Annotated in this window: 1 protein-coding gene; it reads right to left on the bottom strand. The window is 32.4% G+C overall.

Annotation, left to right across the window (positions count from 1 at the left end):
• Window positions 1–583, bottom strand: a 583-nt coding sequence (locus tag V7014_RS05730) for a potassium transporter TrkG (RefSeq protein WP_335505071.1), incomplete at both ends; no start/stop codon positions are given.

Consider the following 583-nt stretch of genomic DNA (forward strand, 5'->3'; position numbering starts at 1 on the left):
AAGGATTATATTGATAAATTGGATAAAATAATCATTTGCATACGGTATAAACGATTCTCCAGTAATATCAAAGCCACCATTTGTTGTTGCACTCACAGACATAAAAGCCCCGTGAAACAACGCTTCCAATGGATGAGGATAATACCTTAATAAATACACACCTAATATAATAGCCCCAATTATTTCTATAATCACTATTAGAAGTAATACTTGACGCAATAATGCCACAAGACCTGACAACGAATAAAGATTTTGATCAGTCATTATTAGACGTCTTTCTTTAAATCCAATTTTCTTTCTAAAAAGAAGCCACATAAAGGTTCCTAGAGTCATTATACCAATTCCACCAAACTGTAATACAAACATTAAAATAAAACAGCCTGTTACACTAAATGTTTGTGATATATCTATTGTGGTTAGTCCTGTTACACTAACAGCACTTGCTGCCACAAACAATGCATCAACAAGTGGCAACTCAACATCAGGTTTTAAAGCTATAGGTAATTTTAATAAAATTGTAGAAACCGTTACAGCTAGGAAATAATAAACGACAATAAGTTGAAATGGGGTTAACTTGTTTAGT

Origin of the sequence: Bacillus sp. JJ722, assembly GCF_036963345.1 — a bacterium.
Classification (GTDB): Bacteria; Bacillota; Bacilli; order Bacillales; family DSM-1321; genus Bacillus_AD.